This is a genomic window from Paeniclostridium hominis, from assembly GCF_014306135.1.
In the GTDB taxonomy this organism is placed as follows: Bacteria; Bacillota; Clostridia; order Peptostreptococcales; family Peptostreptococcaceae; genus Paraclostridium; species Paraclostridium hominis.
On record NZ_JACRWD010000002.1, the window covers coordinates 120,787 to 137,880 of the forward strand.

15 protein-coding genes and 1 riboswitch are annotated in these 17,094 nt (G+C 31.1%); of the genes, 1 reads left to right on the top strand and 14 read right to left on the bottom strand.

Annotated features, from left to right (window positions below):
• Positions 1-411 precede the first annotated feature (411 nt).
• From H8891_RS08475 to H8891_RS08540, 14 genes are all read right to left on the bottom strand, one after another.
• Positions 412-1,326, bottom strand: a complete 915-nt coding sequence (locus tag H8891_RS08475; protein WP_243207815.1) for an LCP family protein — start codon at positions 1,324-1,326, stop codon at positions 412-414.
• 191 nt (positions 1,327-1,517) lie between these two features.
• On the bottom strand, positions 1,518-2,666 hold the full coding sequence (gene grdD, locus H8891_RS08480; protein ID WP_187006100.1) for a glycine/sarcosine/betaine reductase complex component C subunit alpha: 1,149 nt from the start codon (positions 2,664-2,666) through the stop codon (positions 1,518-1,520).
• 277 nt (positions 2,667-2,943) lie between these two features.
• The gene (gene grdC / locus H8891_RS08485) at positions 2,944-4,479 is read right to left on the bottom strand and encodes a glycine/sarcosine/betaine reductase complex component C subunit beta (protein WP_187006101.1); all 1,536 of its coding nucleotides are present in this window, start codon (positions 4,477-4,479) and stop codon (positions 2,944-2,946) included.
• A 180-nt stretch (positions 4,480-4,659) separates the two neighbouring features.
• Positions 4,660-6,003 (bottom strand): glycine reductase complex selenoprotein B, encoded by a 1,344-nt coding sequence (gene grdB / locus H8891_RS08490; protein WP_187006102.1) that lies wholly within the window; start codon positions 6,001-6,003, stop codon positions 4,660-4,662.
• A 25-nt stretch (positions 6,004-6,028) separates the two neighbouring features.
• Positions 6,029-6,508, bottom strand: a complete 480-nt coding sequence (gene grdA / locus H8891_RS08495) for a glycine/sarcosine/betaine reductase complex selenoprotein A (RefSeq protein ID WP_187006103.1) — start codon at positions 6,506-6,508, stop codon at positions 6,029-6,031.
• Between the two features lie 68 nt (positions 6,509-6,576).
• Entirely contained in the window at positions 6,577-7,863 is a 1,287-nt protein-coding gene (locus tag H8891_RS08500) for a glycine/sarcosine/betaine reductase component B subunit (protein ID WP_187006104.1), read from the bottom strand.
• Between the two features lie 66 nt (positions 7,864-7,929).
• Positions 7,930-8,247, bottom strand: a complete 318-nt coding sequence (gene trxA / locus H8891_RS08505; RefSeq protein ID WP_147543297.1) for a thioredoxin TrxA — start codon at positions 8,245-8,247, stop codon at positions 7,930-7,932.
• A gap of 145 nt (positions 8,248-8,392) precedes the next feature.
• Positions 8,393-9,355 (bottom strand): thioredoxin-disulfide reductase, encoded by a 963-nt coding sequence (gene trxB, locus H8891_RS08510; protein ID WP_187006105.1) that lies wholly within the window; start codon positions 9,353-9,355, stop codon positions 8,393-8,395.
• A 43-nt stretch (positions 9,356-9,398) separates the two neighbouring features.
• Positions 9,399-9,770: a GrdX family protein gene (locus H8891_RS08515; RefSeq protein WP_187006106.1), complete on the bottom strand. Its 372-nt coding sequence runs from the start codon at positions 9,768-9,770 to the stop codon at positions 9,399-9,401.
• Between the two features lie 94 nt (positions 9,771-9,864).
• Positions 9,865-9,985: riboswitch (glycine riboswitch) on the bottom strand.
• Between the two features lie 282 nt (positions 9,986-10,267).
• Complete coding sequence (locus tag H8891_RS08520; protein WP_147543294.1) at positions 10,268-11,050, bottom strand: ABC transporter ATP-binding protein; 783 nt, start codon at positions 11,048-11,050, stop codon at positions 10,268-10,270.
• Between the two features lie 15 nt (positions 11,051-11,065).
• On the bottom strand, positions 11,066-12,082 hold the full coding sequence (locus tag H8891_RS08525) for a FecCD family ABC transporter permease (RefSeq protein WP_187006107.1): 1,017 nt from the start codon (positions 12,080-12,082) through the stop codon (positions 11,066-11,068).
• Between the two features lie 2 nt (positions 12,083-12,084).
• Complete coding sequence (locus H8891_RS08530) at positions 12,085-13,098, bottom strand: FecCD family ABC transporter permease (protein WP_187006108.1); 1,014 nt, start codon at positions 13,096-13,098, stop codon at positions 12,085-12,087.
• An 89-nt stretch (positions 13,099-13,187) separates the two neighbouring features.
• Positions 13,188-14,126 carry an iron-hydroxamate ABC transporter substrate-binding protein gene (locus H8891_RS08535; RefSeq protein WP_187006109.1) on the bottom strand — a complete coding sequence of 313 codons (939 nt, stop codon included), beginning with the start codon at positions 14,124-14,126 and terminating at the stop codon, positions 13,188-13,190.
• A gap of 180 nt (positions 14,127-14,306) precedes the next feature.
• Positions 14,307-16,001: a M3 family oligoendopeptidase gene (locus H8891_RS08540; RefSeq protein WP_187006110.1), complete on the bottom strand. Its 1,695-nt coding sequence runs from the start codon at positions 15,999-16,001 to the stop codon at positions 14,307-14,309.
• Between the two features lie 268 nt (positions 16,002-16,269).
• Between H8891_RS08540 and yidA the strand changes: the two genes are divergently transcribed.
• Complete coding sequence (yidA, locus tag H8891_RS08545; protein WP_187006111.1) at positions 16,270-17,079, top strand: sugar-phosphatase; 810 nt, start codon at positions 16,270-16,272, stop codon at positions 17,077-17,079.
• Positions 17,080-17,094: the final 15 nt, after the last annotated feature.

Genomic DNA, 17,094 nt, shown 5'->3' on the forward strand with positions numbered 1-17,094 from the left:
CTATTATTTTTTAATATATAAAACGTTCTCATGGCATTTTATTTTATTTAATGTGTATTTTTTATTTTTGTCTGCTGATTTTATTAAAGTTTGAGTTTAAGTTTCTTGACATTTTAAATTTTTTTCTCTACTAATCTCATCAAAATAGATATATTTCAAATGACTTGTTTTGCTTTTTTTACAATTTGGGTTATTCAATTTTGATATTTCTTTTTGTTATGAATTATTTACTTATTAAACTAATAGACATTGTAATATATAATTTTTATTATTTCTAAATTTCATGACTAAACCTGAACTCTAGCTTATCCCCTATATTACTTAATATACCTATTACATCACCTTGCTGAATATTATTCTCGTATTTTTTTTAATAAAAAAAATTACCCAAAATGGGTAATTTTTTATTTTCTACTTATTTTCAAAACTCTTATAATCATATATAAACTTGTGTAATTGTTCATTGTTATATTCTTTATCCCAGAAAATTACCCAACCTTTTTCTTGACTAATAGTTTTTCCATCTCTATGCCCATCAAGTGGGAATTCAAGTTGAGCAAAATTGGTACTATTCATTTTTAATACCTTAGTTGCTAGCTTAAATATTTCCATTGGAGGCATATTTGTTTTAGTGTAACTAATTATAGTGTTTCCTAATTCAATTAAATCTCCACTAGATGTTTTCGCTAATTTATTATAAGCTGCTTGAAGTACAGTTCTCTGTCTATTATCTCTGTGGTAAGCATCATCTGCATATCTTATTCTACTATAAGCTAGAGCTTCTGCTCCGTTTAATTTTTGTTTACCTGGTCCATCAATTCCTGGTATATGGCTTACCTCTTTAGGTAATATATCAATTTCTACACCACCTATAGCATCTATTATTTTTTCAAAAGAATCAAAACTAACAGCTGCATATTTATCAATTTTTATTTTGAAATTTTTATCTATGGTTTGAAGTAAAAGTGCAGGTCCCCCATAAGCATACGCATGAGTTAACTTTTGCTCTCCATAACCGGGTATATCTACATATGTATCTCTAGCTAATGATGTAATTCTTATATCATTATTTTTATCATCTATAGTAAGTATCATCATAGAATCTGATCTATTTCCTTTTTCTAAGTTATTTCCATCGATTCCAGCTAGTAAAATATTAGTTACACCTCCTTTTTCTTCTACCTTTTGAATCTTTGATTTTATATCTTTAGCAGAACCTTTATCATACATTGAGTTTAGCTTAAAATAAAAGTATCCAAAAGCTACCATAGGTACCGCTACTATAAAAACTATTAGCCCAATAACTACCTTTTTTAACGTACTCATAAATCTCCTCCAATATTAAAATGTAATTATTTATATCTTATCATATACAAATATCTGTATCTACTAGTTTTATCTTTTTAAAACTTTGGATTAACCTAAAACCCCCAATCAAATTAATAGTATTCTTTATTTTAATACAAAAAAAGACTGCATATGCAGTCTTTTTTTCATGGCAAGGATTCATTTTTTATTTATTTTGCAGTATAACCCGCATCTAGAAGCATCTTAACGCAAGCTTCACCTTTTCCGTCAGCAACAAGCACTATAGGACCCGTACATCCCATACCACTTTCTGCATATATACCGTTTTTCCATAAAACCCTAACAGCATCTTCTAAGTCCATTATATCTATACCAGAAATTTGATGAGTAACTACCTCTTTTTCAGGCATTTTTACTTCTTCCTCATCATCTTTTTTAACTTCTTTCTTAGTTAAAGCTGCTATTATATCGTCATATTTAGCATTTTTAGCTGCTTTAAATTCTTCCTTAGATACTTTAGTAACGTCACCTTTAACAACATCATAAGCATATCTAAGTGCATTAGCAACAACTGGAGAACCAGATGCTCTTGATAATATTAATATCTTTCTATCATAGTCTTCACCTACACCAGGACCATAGCCAAATCCATTAGCTTCATAGTCTCCACCAGTAGTAAATGAAGAGAATACTTTCATAAATATATTTCCGCTTAAAGTATCAGTAACCATAACATCCGGAGCGCCACATAATAAATCATTACCTCTCATTACACAACCACCGTCAGCTCTAACTGATTCAGCAAAACTTATATCGTATCCATTAGCTTGTAAATCTTTTAGCGCTTTTTCAACTTGTCTAGCACCGTCAACATTTAATATACCTACAGTAGGATTTTTTATTCCTATAGATTTAGCAGTAGATATTCCATAAACTGCATTTCTAACCATAGCTTCTATTCTGTGAGTAGCACTAGTACCAGTAGTAGTAGCAAGAATCATTTCCTTACCTCTACCTGGAGTTATAACTCTACCAACAGTAGATACTCCTATAGGGAAGTTATAATGCATAGTTACACAAGCATCAATGTATCCTGAGTCTAATAACTCTTCCATTTTTGAATGCATTTCACTTTCATCATTAACTTCAACAACCTCTAGATCAGTATCAACCTTAGGCCCTATTAACACTATATCAAATAGGTTTGACTTAGCTAAGTGAGCACCTTTTACTAAGTTTTCAGTTCCATGTTCACTACCTAAAGTAGTCAAACCAACTCTTACTTTTTTACCAAATTCGCCGCTTTCAATAGCATTAGCTATATCAAGAAAAGTATCAGCAATAATCTTCTTAGGCATAACAATTCCCCTCTCAAAGTGAATTTTTTAAAATTCTATCCGTCTTATTCTTTTTCTCTACTCTACCAATAAATCTAATTTAATAAAGAAGAAGTGTTATTAACTGATAGCATAAATAATTTTTCACCGTAGGGCCTTATCGCTTGTAAGGATTGACTTTGGTCATATTAACTTTGTTTTAAAGCCTGCAGTACTTTAAACTCTTAAGTTTCATATTACCAACCCCACACCTTGCAAGCGATACGCTCTACCTTTTATCTATACTCAGTCAAAGTTATTATTCTTCTATTAACATATCTTGAGCTAATTTTCTCATTGATTCTGCTATTATTTTCTTTATTTCTTCTTTAGAAACAGCATCAGCTTCTTCTTCTACACCTTGGTTTCTTTCTACTATGAAAGAAACACCATCGAATAAGTTAGTCATTCTACCTAAGAATAAACTTCCTTTACCAACTATCATAGCTCTATTTTTATCACCATTAGTTAAATCATCTATACAGAATCCTATATATGGAACTCCTGATGGTATATGTCCTTGAGTTGGAGCCCATCCTGGTATCCCTCTATCAGTTACAAAGTTCTTTAATTCTTTTTTCTCTAAGTCTCCACGCTTAACAGCAAGAGCACCTATCATTTTGTAGTTAGCTTCTGGAACATCTCCAGCTCCAGCTGGCTTAGTTATATCTGGGTTTTGCATTTCAACTGAGTAAACATCAACATCAGTTATTTTTAAGTTAGCTCTATCAAGACCTGTAGTTATTAAAGCCGTCATAACAGCTTGTGGAGAAGATCCTGTTCCAACACTGTGTTTTCCTGTTAAATCAGTTCTTATTATTGGGTTTACACCATCATTTTCAGAAACTAATATAGCGAATCCTCCAACAACGTCTTCTAAAACTGGAAGACCTTTTTTAACATGGTCTTTAGCATTCATTCCAAGTTTAGCACTAGCTCCACCTGCAACTACCATAACATTTTTATAAACTCCTGATTTAACAAGTGCAGCAGCATTTATTAAAGCATGAGTAGGTCCAGCACAGAATCCTCTTGTATCAGAACCAGAAGCGTTTTGAAGGCCAGCCATTTCAGCTATAGACTTAGCAAAGTTACCTCCACCTCTTTGATTCATATCTCCACAAGCCTCTTCTGAACACTCTATAACATAATCTATATCTAGTGGGTTTATATTATTCTTTCTAATTAATTGTATAGCTGCAACAACACCTGAAGCTTTAACAACTAAATTTTCAAACATTGTATGAGCATTTAAGTTAACGTCAACATCATGAGCTCTTTTTACATATCCAACTAATTCACCATCATGATATAATCCTTCAGCATGGTGATCAGCTATTAATTCTTTTGCATCATCTATATTAGAACCCTTAACTTTTCCAAAGAATGGAGCTAGCTCTGGGTAATTATTTTCGAAATCAGGTTTTATATTATTTACAAAATCTTCTTTTAACTTAACTAAGTCAAAAGCATCACATATTTGCATCATTAATAAGAATTCATCTTGAGGCATTATTTCCCCAAGTTTTCCTTGTCTAGTACCTTCCATTTTGTGTTCGCACCAAGGAAGAGCTATTTCTCTTAATTCTTCCGGTCTATTGTTTCCTATGTAAACTTGGTTTGGCATGTAGTTTACAACTTCTTCATATCCTCTTATGTGGTTTTTTACTTCTTTTAAAAATTCTGAATCTGGATGTGTTTCTCTTTCAACAGCACAAGTAGTACCATTTTGAACTATCATATCTGGTGTGTGAACTAAGATGTAGCTTGCCCCTTTTAAAACTGGAAATGTCATATTATTTACCCCCAATGTATATATGTATTATTTTTTTCAACGGACTAAATAATAGCCTCGTTGCTAAAACCTACAATATTAGATTCATTACATTATTAATTTCACTTATAATATCTAAAAAATAGATGGGTAAAAATACCCATCTATTTAATTTTTATTTACTTATATGCTAAACCTCTATTAAGCCTTAGCTGATATATCTTTTAAAGTTATATCTTCTTCAAATACTGTTTGACCGTCAACTTCAGTAGCTAAAGCAACTAAAGCTTTTTCAACTAATTTTCTTCTTAAAGCTTTTTCCTCAACTGGATCTAACTTAGGATTTCCAAGTGGATGAGGTATAGCTATAGCAGGAACTATTCTGTTAGCTCCAACTGTTAAAGATATAGGTACTACTGTACAGATATGAACAACAGGAAGTCCTGCTCTTTCTATCTCTTTTACCATCGTTGCACCGCAACGAGTACAAGTACCTCAAGTAGAAGTTAAGATTACTGCATCTACGCCTGCATCTTTTAATTTTTGAGCAAACTCAGAAGCAAACTTCTTAGAACTTGCAACAGCAGTTCCGTTACCTGTAGTTGAGTAGAATAACTCATGTAAAGATCCTATAGCTCCTTCAGCTTCTAAATCTCTTAAAACATCTACTGGTAAAACTCTATCTGAATCTAGGTTACAATAAACTGGGTCGAATCCACCATGAGCAGTTTCATAAGTGTCTTCAGTTAAGTCCATAACACCTGCTATACTGTACTCTCCGTACTTAGAAGCAGAAGATGACTCTATTCTATCTGGATTTCCTTTAGGAACTATACCACCAGAAGTAACTAAAGCTATCTTAGCATTAGCTAAATCTTTTACAGCTGGGTTTGGATCTACTCTATCAAAGTTAGGCATTGGATATTCAGTTACGAATTCTTCACCTTTTATTTTCTTTAATAACATATCTACAGCTCTCTTAGAACCTCTTTCTTTAGCGAAGTAGTTAACTCTTATTCCTCTTTGTATATAACCTTCTTCAGCTGGAGATCCTATTTCTTCACCATTAGCTAACTTCTTAGCTAATGCTGCAATTTTTGGAAGAGCCTTTCTCATACCAGCAGCAGAGTCAGCAGTCTCTATTATATAAAGATCTTTCTTGAACATATCTGCTCCTGGGTTTTCAACGTACATTCCTGTTAAAGCTGGTATATTTAACTCATCTTTTACAAACTTAGTTATTGTTCCTGCAGCAACCCCGTATCTACCTGCATTGAACGCTGGACCAGCTATAAATAATTGTGGATTGAAGCTTTTAACCATCTCTAAAACTTCTTGGCTAGCAGACTCCATATTTTCTCCAAAGTAGCTGTCCCCACAAACTACTGTTCCAACTATCTCGATTTCATCCCCTAATAACTTGTTTAATTGTGCACTTATTGGAGGTAATTTTTCAGCTATATGTGGTTTTGTATCAGCTTTTTCTTCTCCACCAATTCCTGCAAAGAATTGGTTTACATAATGAACTACTCTTATCTTTTCCATCTTATCTCAACCCCTTTTGATTTGATTAGGCATTATATTTACAGAATTGACCTCTTATACTGTTCATTTCTTCTACTATTTCATCAACTTCAAGAACCATTTCCATCATACTTATTTGATCTTCATAAACTGACTCATCAAATAATTCTTTTACTTCTGGTTCAACAACATGATAAACAGCTAATCCTAACTCAACACCAGCAAGTGGTCCAGCGAAAGTTGGATCTCCAGCAGTTACTGTCTCAGCTGCAAGACCTGCAGCTTCGGCTTCAGCAGCACCTAGTAAAACCACAACATTTTCAGCACCGAATTTATCAGTAGCTTCTTTAACTCTGTTTTGGTTTTCTAAGTCCATAGCCCCAGCAGCAGTTCAGACAAAACATTCTGTTGAAGCAAAAACTATTTCAGTATTTTCTACAGTGTTTACACACTCTTCTATAGCAGGTCCCGGAATACCATCACGGTCACCTATTATTATGATTTTCTTATTACTTAATACGCTCATAATAATTCTCCTTTTCCTTTATATTTTTTATTTTATATTCAACTTTAATTTTAAAGTTATTCCTAAATTTAATATCCTTTAGCTGTTAAGAATCCAAATCCTGTTTCGTTAGTAGCTCCAGTTATAACTTGTATCTCAGCTTCTATAGATCCATCTTCTCTTAAAGATCCAGCAGATCCACCAGCTATTACATCAGCAACTTCAACATGTCCTATTACTCTATCCATCTTAGGTAATACAACAACTTGGTTAGCATTTCCTCCTGTTACAACAGCATCTGCTTTAGCATCTGCATCAGCTAATGATTGAGAAGCTCCATCTCTACCAGCATACTCATCAGTAACTATAACAGTTTTAACACCTTCACCTTCAATTTTCTTGCAGTTCATTATAAGGTCAGTATCTGGGTTACCGAAACCTTCTTGAGATACTATAACAGCATCTAATCCTAATTGCTTACATAACTTAGCAGTCCAGTTAGAAGATCTTTCTTTATCTGCTAGGTATACGTTTTCATTAGTTATAATAACACCTACAAAGTTTATTTCTTTTCCATGTTGAGCATATAAATCTTCAACTACAGAGTTATTCATGTGTACATAACTTGGGTTCTTGTCACAAGCAGAAACACAGTTACCACTTACTATAGCTCCATCCATTAATTCAGTTGGGTATAATAAAGTTGGTACTATTTGCTTAGCATCAACTCCGTATACATATGTATCATGTAATAATCCTTGAGTTTGAAGCATATATACATATCCTACCTTTGGAAGTTCTGGATACTCAGCTATTGATTCAAGTAATGGCTTAGTTTCATAAGTTACTACTTCATCTGGAGTTAAATCTTTAGCTAATTGTCCTAAGTAAGTAGCAGCTTTAAATCCTATCATTCTAACAGCCTTTTCATGTTCATGTTGCTTTAATCCATCTACTGGTTCAGCTATAACAACAACGTTGTTTAACTTAGAAAATGGAGTATATTCAGCTCCAGGACCAGTCATATCTATTATACCTTCTTGGAAACCAACTATTTTACCAGTTGTAACTACTCCTACATTTTTAAGTGCGTGAGTTCTACCTTCTCCAACAGTATCAACTTTAGATATAACACCTGGGAATATTCCACCCTTACCTTCAACTTTGACTCTCGGTTCTATAACGTCTTTAACTGGTATTATTCTAACACTTTCTCCAGGACGAACTATATCTAAATCTATTGATTTTATATGCTCATCTCCACCAATTACATTTAACATCTCTTCTTTGTTGATGTATAATACTGAATCTTTAACTTCTGTTACTTCTCCAAATTGTACATCTTTTATAAAGATTTTCCCTAACTCAAGACGCATATTGGCACCCCCTAATTTTTTGAACTTAATTTATTTTAACGGGGAAATTTATCCCCCATTAATTTCTTATAAGTACTTCTTTATCATAGCTTCTATATTAGCAACTGTTGCATCATCCTTAGTTACTTCGTCTATTTTAGCTCCATCTTTGTATATAGCTATAGTTGGAAGACCTAAAACCTTCTCTCTTATAGCAACTCTTCTAGCTTTAGTAGTATCGAATTTACAGAACTTTATATTTTCCCCATACATTTCTGCAAATCTTTCTATATCAGGAAGTAATGCTTTACAAGGTTCACAACCTTGACTCCAGAAATCAACTAAAACTAACCCTTCAGCTTCTAAAACTTCTGGATCGAATGTGTTTTTTTCTAATGCTATCATTTCTAAATCCCCCTTATTGGATTTTATATATTTTAATATATTTTTTAAATATATTATTAGCTATTATAATTTTTTAAAGTACCGTCCTAAGTAATGTCTAAGCTTTGCCTAAACATCATCCCCCGATAACCTTAGTAAAAGTACCTTAGCAGCTAGTAACTTCTTCTTCAAAATTTGCTTCTATATATTTTTCAGCTGTAACAGCAGCTATAGCCCCATCAGCAGTAGCTGTAACAACTTGTCTTAAAGATTTTACTCTACAATCCCCTGCTGCAAATACACCTGGTATATTTGTAAGCATATTATCATCAGTTTTTATGTATCCACGCTCATCCATGTCTACTTTACCTTTGAATAATTCAGTTTGAGAATCAAATCCTACAAATACGAATATTCCCATTGTTCCATCTTCTTCATCAGCGAAGTATTCATTAGTTTCACCAGTTTGAGTATTTTTAAATACTACAGATTCAACTAATCCATCACCTTTGATTTCTTCTATTACTGTATCTAATAAGAATTCTATCTTATCATTAGCTCTAGCTTTTTCTTCTATAGATTTAGCACATCTAAATCCTTGTCTTCTATGCACTATAGTAACTTTTCTAGCAAATTTAGTTAAGTATAATGCTTCTTCTATTGCACTGTCTCCTCCACCAACTACGAATACTTCAAAGTCTTCGAAAAAGTCAGCATCACATGTAGCACAGTAAGAAACTCCTTTACCTGTTAATTCTTTTTCTCCAGGGCATCCTAATTTCTTAGGAGTAGCTCCAGTAGCTATTATAACAGTCTTAGCTCTGTACTCACCTTTTTCACCCTTTAATACTTTTATATTTCCATCTAACTCAGTATCAACTATGGCATCTCTAACTATTTCAGCACCAAACTCCTTGCATTGTTCTACCATTCTTGCTATTAAACTTGGTCCAGTAGCATTTTCGATAGATCCTGGATAGTTTGCAACTTCATGAGTTATAACTATTTGACCACCAGTTTTACCTTTTTCAAGTATTAAAGTCTTCATTTTAGCTCTTGCACCGTAAAGGCCAGCTGCAAGACCTGCAGGTCCACAACCTATTATGACTATGTCATATAAATTTTCCATAACCTACGACCCCCTGTTTTTATTAATATATATACATCAAAGTTTATGCATATTGCATTCTTTGAATTGTATTTCTCATTATATCAAAATCTATTACTCTGAAATCGTCTAATACTCTTTCAGTCCATAAAGGAGTTGCTTTGTTGTTTTTAAATTTTTCTGCTGTTTCTATTGCGTCTTCAATTAAGTTTAGTGAATTTATGTCTAAAGATTTCCCCTTTTTCATTATGACTGTACGATATGGTGTCTCATTGGGTTTTACGCTCCCATAAAGCGGATGTGATAGTAGTTCATACCCCTCATGAACTAAATCTCTACAATGTTTTAGTGTTCCTATATAATCTATGTCTAACGTTAAAACTTCCTTATCTTTAACGTTTTCCTGAATCATAGGATTATTAGTGATTATTAACATTAGTCTACACTCACTTTCAAAATATCTTTTGTTAAACTAAAAACAGGAAACTAAGTCCCCACTTAGTTCCCTGTCAAATTACTTTTCAGAGATCCGTCCAGTTAAAGTCCTTTTACCTGAGAATTTCACTTAAATTTCTTTGGGATAAATTTAAGTTTGTCCCTTCGGTCCCCTCTAACATCCCCACATTAGAAGTTGTCTCCTTTAACCTTCAAACGGTTTGATTTTTAGTTTTGTCTAGCCCCTTTGTTGCTTTGTATTTCTTAATTACATTATATCTACGTTGGTAAATATATACAACAGTTTTTTAAATATTTTTTTAAGTTTTTTTGTTTTATTTGTCTATTTTTTGTCAAAACATTGATATTGCTCAATTCTTTGAAATAACTTTCATTCATGGTTTTTTGTATACAATTTAATTCATCCTTATAACTTATATTTATTCTATATTTTTATAAATATTCCTACTTTTCTAATTGTTATTTTTAATTTATTTTTTATACCATATCATAAGTTATACATACAGGCTTTTTAGTTCTTGGATCTTTTACTATTTCTGCATCTATATTAAATATTTCTTTAAGATTTTCTTTTGTCATAACTTCATCAGCACTACCTTCACATACAACTCTACCTTTTTTTATACCTATCATGTGATCTGCAAATCTGGCAGCATTATTAAGCTCATGTATAACCATAACTATAGTTCTTCCCTGTTTTTTATTTAAATCTTCTAATAACTTTAAAATTTCTAATTGATGAGCTAAATCTAGGTAAGTTGTTGGTTCATCAAGTAAAAGTATATCCGTTTCTTGAGCTAGCGCCATAGCTATCCAAGCTCTTTGCCTTTGTCCTCCCGATAAATCATCTATGTTTCTATCTTTAAACTCTTCAATTCCAGTTATTTCTAAAGCCCAATTTACAATATCCTTATCTTTGTCATTAGCCTTTCCAAAACCTTTTTGATGAGGGAATCTTCCATATGCTATTAGCTCTTCAACTGTAAGTCCACTTGGTGCTTGTGGACTTTGAGGTAGTATAGCCATATTTTTTGCAATTTCTCTTGGGTTTTCCTTATATATGTCTTTTCCATTTATATATATATTTCCGCTCTTTGGAGTTATTACTCTTCCTATAGTTTTTAAGATTGTAGATTTACCACAACCGTTAGCACCAATTATTGTAGTTATTTTACCTTTAGGTATATTTAAATTTAAATCTTTTACTATATCTACATTTCCATAAGATATATTTAAATTTTTAGTAGTTATACAATTCATAATACTCTCCTCTTTCTATTTTGATAACATTAAATAAATAAAATATGGTACCCCTATTATAGAAATAACTATTCCTACTGGAATTTCTATTGGAGCTAATAAATTTCTCGATATAGTATCTGCTACTAAAATTATTAAAGTTCCTATAAGTGCAGATATAGGAATTAACCTTTTGTGTTTTGGTCCTACTAACTTTCTTCCTATATGAGGTGATACTAGACCTAAAAAAGAAATACTTCCAGATACAGATGTAGCTACACCAGCTAAAATTACCGCATATACTATTAATTTTCTTCTTTCTTTTTCTACTTTAACACCTAGTCCTGTAGATATCTCATCTCCTAAATTTAACACATCTAGATATCTCGATTTATAAATTGAAAGTCCCATAAATATAATTATGAAAGGTAATATTGCAATTACATATTTCCAGTTACTTCCCCATATGCTTCCTGAAGTCCATGCCATTACTCTATTAAACTCTTGTGTTGTAAATTTCAACTGGAATATAGTTAGTATAGATGTAAACGCTACATTTATTCCTATACCTATTAACAGTAACCTCTGAGAACTAATCCCTTTTTTAAATGCTAGTGTGTATATTAAAAAAGCTCCAAATAAAGCACCTGAAAGCGCAACTATTGGCATTGTAAAAATAGTTAAATTACTTATACCATCATAAACATTTCCATTCATTAAAAACATATAAATTACTACAAAAAGTGCTGATCCTGAATTTATCCCTAAAATTCCTGAATCTGCTAAGTCATTTTTAGTTACTCCTTGAAGTATTGTTCCTGCTGTTGCAAGTGCCGCTCCTACTAAAATTGCAATAACTATCCTAGGTAATCTTAACTTAAAAATAGCTATTTCATGATTTCTTTGACCTTGTCCTATAAGTGTTTTTATCACATCCATAGGTTCTATAGCAAAAGATCCTAGATTTAAACTTACTAAAAAAGTAATAAAAATTAAAGCTATTAGTATTGATGCTATAATTAAAGTTTTTTGTCTATTAACTTTAGCTTTCATAATTATCTAGTTTCCTTTCTTACAAGATATATAAACATAGGGACACCTATAAGTGCGGTTATTGCTCCTACTGGTGTTTCATATGGTGGATTTATCATTCTTGATAAAACATCACTATAAACTAAAAGGACAGACCCAAGTACTAAAGAACTTGGTATTATATATTTATAATCAGCTCCTACTATTGCCTTGGCTATTTGAGGAATTATAAGTCCTACAAATACAATGTTGCCTGCAACTGATACCGATGCTCCTGTCATTAAAATTACTACTAGTAAAGATATAAATCTAACTAAATTAGTTTTTTGTCCAAGTCCTATAGCTACCTCTTCTCCAAGACTTAAAATTGTTATTCTTGGTGCCATTATAATAGCTAATAAAAATCCTATACCACCAGCTATAATTAAAAGTTTTACCCCTTCCCATTTAGCACTTACTAATCCCCCAGATATCCAAAAGCTCAATTGTTGAGATAAGTTAAAGTACATAGCAATAGCTGTAGCTAATGAAACCAACAAAGTTCCTAGTGCAGTCCCTGATAATGCAAGTTTTACTGGATCAACTTTCCCCCTAGATTTTGAACTTATAAAATATACTAAAATGCCACTTATACTCGCTCCTAAAAATGCAAATATCATAAGCATAAAACTTCCTGGAGCAAATCCCGGTAATACCTTTTGAAGTACTAAAGCTATAGCTATTGTAAATGTAGCTCCTTGTGTTATACCCATTACAGATGGTTCTGCTATTGGATTTCTAGTTATACCTTGCATTATAGCTCCCGAAACAGCTAAAAATCCTCCCACTAAAGCTGCAGCTAAAGCTCTTGGCAATCTAACATCTCTAACTATCTTTGAATCTAAGCTATCTAAATTTAAAAATAAGCTATCTGCCAAAGTTTTTAAACTTATATCTTTAGATCCTATTGATATAGATAAAATTATCCCAATTAATAAAAGTGCTAACCCAATTATTATTAATAATGCAGTTAAACCTTTCTTACTTAATTTACGCATACACTTTTTCCTTTCTTGAAATTTTTAAGTTCTAAAATATTTAACTAAAAAAGGCGTGAAAATGAAAATCATTTTACACACCTTTTGTATTATTTTGATAATTCATTTCTAACTGATTCTAATAATAATTCTCTTCCTATTGGATTATATGATTGAGCAAAATAAGGTGTAGCATCAAGTATTGTTACATTCCCCTCTTTTACAGCTCTAATTTGTGGCCAAACAGTACTTTTTTCTAAATCTTTCTTATCAGAATCCGTAGCTATAACAATTATATGATCTGCATCTATTTTAGTTAATCCTTCCATACTAACCATAGGTAATGTTATACTATCTTGTTTTGGCATGTTTTTAGGTCTAGCTAGTTTCATATCATCATTAACTACAGTTCCTAATCCAGCATCACTAAATACCATAAATTGACCTTGAGATGCTAATACCGTTAAATAAGTTTTTTCTCCTTTTTTAGCAATTACTTCTTTTCCTAATTTTTCAGCTTTTTCATCATAATTTTTTATCCACTTTTTAGCTTCTTCTTCTTGATCAAATAATTTAGATACATCTACTAATTTATCTTTCCAGTCATTTGCATAGTCTTTCATCATAACTACTGGCGCTATTTCTTTTAATTGATCATATATTTTTTCTTGTCTTTGACTCATTATTATTAAATCAGGATTAGTTGATAATATTGCTTCTACATCCATAGTATCCATCATTGAGTGGCCTACTATTTTAGCATCTTTAAGATCTTTTTCTATGTATTTTGGTAATTTATCAGTTTCATATGAATCTACGTTAGCAGTTCCTACTGGTTTATGACCTAATATCATTAATTCTTCACTACTACCTGATATATCTACTATTCTTTTAGGATTTTTAGGTATTTCAACTTCGCCTTTTACAGACTGAACGATTCTTGTCTTTGATTCTTCTTTGCTACTTGTCTCATTACTTGAACATCCTGTAACTATTCCTAATGTAGCTACCATCGATGCAAGCAATACTAATGATTTTATTTTTTTCATGAGTATCCCTCCCAGTTGTTTAAAATTATTAATTGAAATTAGTTATCATTATGATTATTTTTTATTATAACATATACTTAATAAGAGTCAATACTTTTTTAATTTCCAAAATAAGGATATGAAAAAAAAGAAGTTTGAAATTTACAAAAGTAAATTTCAAACTTCTTTTTTAGCTTTTTCTTATAAGTTTTTATCATCTATAGATTCAAGATATTCATTTATAGTTCCTATAACACTACTTACACAACCTTCTTCAAATGGAGAAATTAAATTAGCTTCTTTAACTATATCTAAGAAAGATTTAGTTCCACCAATCTTACATATATTTAAATAATCTTGCCACCCTGACTTTCTGTCTTCTCTCATCTTTTTCCAGAATTGTAAAGCACATATTTGAGCAAGGGTATAATCTATATAATAGAATGGATTTTTAAATATATGTCCTTGTTTGAACCACCATCCTCCTCTTTCAAGAAGATCATTACCTTTATAGTTTTTGTGTGGTTGATATTTGTTTTCTAAATCTCTCCATACAAGTTTTCTTTCTTCTTTTGTCATATTAGGATTTTCATATATTATATGTTGGAACTCATCTACTAAAACTCCATAAGGTATAAACTTAATAGCACTTCCTAAGTGAGTAAATTTATACTTATCAGTATCTTCTTTAAAGAATAACTCCATCCAAGGCCAAGTTATAAACTCCATACTCATGGAGTGAATTTCACAGCTTTCATAGGTTGGGAAGTTTATATCTGGTATTTCTATCCATCTAGACATATAAACTTGAAAAGCATGACCAGCTTCATGAGTTAATACATCTATATCATCTGCTGTTGAGTTGAAGTTTGAGAATATAAATGGTGATTTATAGTCTGGTATATAAGTACAATAGCCTCCGGCACCTTTTCCTGGTTTAGTTTCTAAGTCCATTAATTCATGTTCTATCATAAATTCAAAGAACTCTTTAGTTTCTTTTGATAACTCAGAGTACATTAAAACTCCATTGTTCATTATAAACTTTGAGTCTCCCTTTGGAGTTGCATTTCCACTATTAAATTCAAAATTCTCATCGTAGTATCTTAATTCTTCAAGTCCTAGTCTTTCTTGTTGTCTTTTAAATAGTCTAGATGCAGCAGGTACTATATATTCACTGACTTGATTTCTAAATTTTTCAACCATTTCAGCATTATAGTCTGTTCTTAGCATTCTTATGTATCCTAGTTCTACAAAGTTCTCAAAACCTAACTTTTTAGCCATCTTATGTCTTACTTTTACTAATTTATCAAATAATTCATCAAACTTTTCTTCATTTTCCTTAAAGAATCCATAATAAGCTTTAGATGCTTTTTCTCTTTCATCTCTAAATTGGGATGTCATGTAAGGTCCAAGCCCTGAAAGATTTCTTTCTTCTCCATCAAAAGGTATTTTAGCTGATGCTAAAAGCTTAGTATACTCTGATGTTAATTTATTTTCTTCTTGTAGTTCACTTATTATATCTTTTGAAAATGATTGTATTGAATAATCAGCTATAGACATAAACTGTTTACCTAAATCATTAGTAAGTTCTTCTTTAAATTTTGAATCTACTATGGCTTTATAAAATAATGAGTTTAATTCTTCATAATGAGGCCCATTTTCATCCCAATATTCTTTTTCTTTTTCATAAAACTCATCTTGTGTGTTTATGCTATATCTTATAGATACTAATGTTGCCATACTTTCTATATGATTTCTTAATTTATTAATCTTATTTATGTTCGCTTTAAGTTCATTATAATCATGACTATTTTTCATAGCTTTAACTAAATCTTTAAACTCAATTTTTATTTTTTCATAGTCAGGTCTTTCATATTTAAAATCATGAAACTTCATTTTATCACCTCTATATTTTATATTTAATTATTATACTGTATTAATAACTATTATTTTATGTAATTTTACAATAAATAATAGTTATCATATTTCACTTTTTTCTAATATATTCCTTATATGAGATACTTTACTATAGCACTAATATAAAGTCAATCAAGATACTTTCCCTTTAATCCTACTTATTCTGCCATAGTTACAACTATTGATATAATTAGATATATAATATAAACTGTATTTAATAAATTAAATATAGATTTGGAGGAATATAATGTATAAACTAATCGCTTTAGACATAGACGGGACTCTTCTTAATAGTAAGAAAGAAGTCACTAAAGAAGTATTTGATGCAATACAAATGGCAAAGAAAAAAGGTGTTAAAGTTGTTTTATCCACTGGAAGACCTCTTCCTGGTGTTCAATCTTTGTTAAAAGAATTAAAACTTAATGATGAAGAAAATTATGTTGTTACTTTTAATGGTGGTCTTGTACAAGAGATTTCTTCACAAGAAGTTATTTCTAATATAGAAATGAGTTGTGAAGATTTTGATATTATATATAATGAGTTATCTAAAAAACATAATATTAAAATTCATATAAATACTCCAGATTCTGTAGTAGTTCCTTATAAGGATGCTCCTAAGTACAGTATCCATGAAGCTAATCTTAATAATATTCGTGTAATTTGTATGGATGAATCTGAAATAAATGAAAATTTAACATTCTGTAAGGTAATGCTTATAGATGAGCCTGAAATAATAGATAATATTATAACTAAAATTCCTAAAGATTTTCATGATAAATATACTATAGTTCGTTCGGCACCATTTTTCTTAGAGTTTTTAAACAAGAAAGTTAACAAAGGTTCTGGACTTCAAGCCTTATGTAACAAGTTAAATATTGACCCTTGTGAAGTTATTGCTGTTGGTGATGAGGAAAATGATAGACATATGATTGAGTTTGCTGGTCTTGGAGTTGCTATGGGTAATGCTAGAGATAGTATAAAAGAAATAGCTAATTATATAACTGATAGTAATGACAATCATGGTGTAGCTAAAGTTATATCTGAATTTATATTGTAATATATTTTATACAGT